Origin of the sequence: Burkholderia sp. Ac-20392, assembly GCF_017104585.1 — a bacterium.
Taxonomy (GTDB): domain Bacteria; phylum Pseudomonadota; class Gammaproteobacteria; order Burkholderiales; family Burkholderiaceae; genus Burkholderia; species Burkholderia lata.
On sequence record NZ_JAAGPB010000727.1, the window covers coordinates 1 to 3,263 of the forward strand.

At 69.0% G+C, this 3,263-nt stretch carries 5 protein-coding genes; 1 reads left to right on the top strand and 4 read right to left on the bottom strand.

Annotation, left to right across the window (positions count from 1 at the left end; genetic code table 11):
- From G3N99_RS37380 to G3N99_RS37395, 4 genes are all read right to left on the bottom strand, one after another.
- On the bottom strand, positions 1–491 hold a 491-nt coding region (locus G3N99_RS37380; protein WP_346778516.1), incomplete at its 3' end, for a sigma factor.
- Positions 488–904, bottom strand: coding sequence for a glyoxalase/bleomycin resistance/extradiol dioxygenase family protein (locus tag G3N99_RS37385; protein ID WP_206124876.1), 417 nt, complete (start codon positions 902–904; stop codon positions 488–490). The genes G3N99_RS37385 and G3N99_RS37380, both read right to left, overlap by 4 nt.
- Before the next feature lie 42 nt (positions 905–946).
- Positions 947–1,366, bottom strand: a complete 420-nt coding sequence (locus G3N99_RS37390) for a YciI family protein (RefSeq protein WP_174938724.1) — start codon at positions 1,364–1,366, stop codon at positions 947–949.
- A 125-nt stretch (positions 1,367–1,491) separates the two neighbouring features.
- Positions 1,492–1,845 (bottom strand): YciI family protein, encoded by a 354-nt coding sequence (locus tag G3N99_RS37395; protein ID WP_011355878.1) that lies wholly within the window; start codon positions 1,843–1,845, stop codon positions 1,492–1,494.
- Between the two features lie 204 nt (positions 1,846–2,049).
- Between G3N99_RS37395 and G3N99_RS37400 the strand changes: the two genes are divergently transcribed.
- Positions 2,050–3,263, top strand: a 1,214-nt coding sequence (locus G3N99_RS37400; protein ID WP_206124877.1) for an ExeM/NucH family extracellular endonuclease, incomplete at its 3' end; no start/stop codon positions are given.

Below are 3,263 nucleotides of genomic sequence, written 5' to 3' on the forward strand. Positions count from 1 at the left end.
TCGATCGTCGGCTCGGGCGTCAGGAACGCGCGCGCGATCTCGCCCGTCGTCAGCCCGCCGAGCAGCCGCAGCGTCAGCGCGACGCGCGCATCGGTCGACAGCACCGGGTGGCACGACGTGAAGATCAGCCGCAACAGGTCGTCGCCGATGTCGTCCTCGCTCGCGTCAGCGAGCGCCTCCGCGATGTCGGGGACGACATGCGCTTCGAGCGCGTCCATCTCGTGACCGAGCTGGTCGCGCTTCGCCGCGTGGAGCGACTCCTGCCGGACCCGATCGAGTGCGCGACGCTTCACGGCCGTCATCAGCCAGGCGGCCGGGTTGTCGGGCACGCCGTCGACGGGCCAGTGCTCGAGCGCCGCGACGAGCGTGTCCTGCGCCAGTTCCTCGGCCACACCGACGTCGCGCACCACGCGCGCGGCGCGCGCGATGATCTTGGGCGACTCGATCCGCCAGACCGCTTCGATCGCACGGTAGGTCGCCTCACGCGTCACGACGCCTGCCCCTCGGCGGACGCGTCCAGCGGCATGGCCATCAGCTCCCATGCATGGCCGTCCGGATCGTCGAACCCGTGGCCGTACATGTTCGGGTACTCGCGCGGCGCTTGCGGCGCGGAACCGCCAGCCGCCAGCGCCTTGGCGACGATTCCGTCGACCTCGGCGCGGCTTTCGCACGACAGGCACGACAGGACCTGCACCTGCGTTGCCGGATCGATGATGGTTTTGCCGGTGAACGTCTGGAAAAACGGCCGGACGAGCAGCATCGCGAAGATCGTGTCGCTGATCTTGATGCAGGCAGCCTGGTCGTTGGTATAGGCCGGCACGACTTCGAAACCGAGCGCCTGGTAGAACGCCTTCGAGCGCGGCAGGTCGACCACGGGCAGGTTGATGAAGACCATCTTGTGCATGTCGGGTGCTCCCGGTGAGGTTGGATTCAGGTGGGCAATCAATCAGGCGCCGGTGCGGCCGACGTGGAGTTCGCGAAACCGCTCGACCGCGTCGCTCGGCGTGAGGTCGTCGAGCTCGAACAGCGGCCGCACCTCGATCTCGCAATCCATCTCGGCGCCGAACGGCGCGGGAAACCGGCGCGTCCATTCGAGCGCTTCGTCGCGCGAACGCACCTGGATCAGCGTGTAGCCGGCAATCAGTTCCTTCGTTTCGGCGAACGGGCCGTCGACCACGGTGCCCCTGCCGCCCGTGTAGCGCACGCGCCAGCCGCTCGCGCTCGACCGCAGCCCGTTTGCGTCGAGCAGCACGCCAGCCTTGGCCAGTTCCTCGTGATAGACGGTCATGGCCTCGACCAGCCGGTTGTCCGGCAACGCATCGGACTCGCTGACGGCGTTCGCCCGGATCATGATCATGAATCGCATCGTTCACTCCTTGTCGTCGGTGGATGGCAGCGCCCGTTCATCGGCGCCTTATCCGGACGACGGCCGGAAGACTGCCGGATCGACATATTCCGCGACATATCAGGGTAAATACCGAGTCGCGGCCTTCACAGGAAGCACGGGCCGACCGCCCGCACCTCGACCGTGCACCACTGCGCGGCCGGGCACTGGCGCGCGATCTCGATCGCCTCCTCGCGGGTGTCGACGTCGACGATGAAGAAGCCGCCGACCATCTCCTTCGCCTCCGCGAACGGGCCGTCGAGCAGGCGCGTCTCGCCGTCGCGCACCTGCACGCGCGTACCGCGCTCGGAGCGCTCCAGCGACTCGACGCCGCGCAGCACGCCGCGCGCCTTCAGCGTCTCGGCGAAATCGACCATCCGTGCATACAGCGCCTGACCTTCGTCGAGCGTGCGTTCGGCGCGCTGGTCGGTCGGCTCGACAATCAACAGCATGTAAGACATGGACTTCTCCTGTAGGAACGGGGCGCGGCAGCGTTCGCTGCGCGATCGGGATGCGCCGGCCGATGCAAAAGCGTAGCAGCCGCCGTGCGGCTTGCATCGTCGGCCAATCGGCAACTGGCCGGACGGCCAATTCGGCCGCTTCCTGACATTTTGCCGTCAAGATGCTTTCCCGAACCGTCGGATTTTCTTCCTGTGGACCGCCCCATGTCACGCCTGCTTGTGCCGCTTGCCGTTGCACCGTTCATCGCCCTGAGTGCGCTCGCCGCCTTCTCCGCCCGGCCGGCCGCGGCCGCGCCGCCGGTCAGCGCCGGCTGCGGCGGCGCAACCACGCCGATTGCCGACCTTCGCGGCGCCGGCGGCCCGTCGCCGCTGGCCGGGCAAACGACCTCGATCGAAGCGGTCGTCACCGCTGCGTTCGGCGGCGCCGACGGCCTCGGCGGCTTCTTCGTCCAGCAGGCCGACGCGCAGCGACGGCACCGGCCGGGCGTTCCGGAAGGCGTGTTCGTGTACGCGCCGACCACGCGCGCGCAGGCCGGCGATCTCGTGCATCTCACGGGCCGCGTCGACGAGCGATACGGCCGGACGCAATTCACGCTGTGGGGCGGCGTGACCGTCTGCGCCCGCGGGCAGAAGGTCACGCCTGCAACGCTCACACTGCCAGTCCCCACCCAGGCAGTGCTGGCCGCGCTTGAAGGCATGCGGGTGCGCCTGCCGCAAACGCTGACGGTCAGCGATACCCACGAACTCGGCCGCTACGGCAGCGTCGTCCTCAGTAACGGCCGGCTGCGCATCCCGACCCACGTCGCACCACCGGCAGAGGCCGCCGCGCTCGCAGCAGCCAACGCACGCAACCGCATCGTGCTCGACGACGGCTCGTACCGCCTCGATCCCGCGACCGTGCGCTATCCGCCGCCCGCGCTGAGCGCCGCCAACACGCTGCGCGCGGGCTACACGGTACGCGGCGTCGAAGGCGTGCTCGAACTGCGCTACGGCGCGTGGCGGCTGCAACCGGTGGCCGGCATGGCGCCGGTGTTCGATGCCGCCACGAACCCGCGTACCGATGCGCCGGTCCGGCATCCCGATGCCAACGTGCGCATCGTGTCGTTCAACGTATTCAACTATTTCAACGGCGACGGGAATGGCGGCGGATTCGACGCACCGGCCAACCGTGGCGCGAAAACGCCCGCCGCGTTCGCGCGGCAGGAGGCGAAGATCGTCGCGGCGTTGCGCGCGCTGCGTGCCGACGTGATCGGACTGATGGAAATCGCAAACAACGGCTACGGCGACGCTAGCGCCGTGCAGCGTCTCGCCGTGCAACTCGGCGACGGCTGGCGCGCGGTCGATCCCGGCACCGAGCGGCTCGGCCGCGATACGATCGCCGTCGCGCTGCTGTACGACAGCCGCACGGTCGAGCCGAT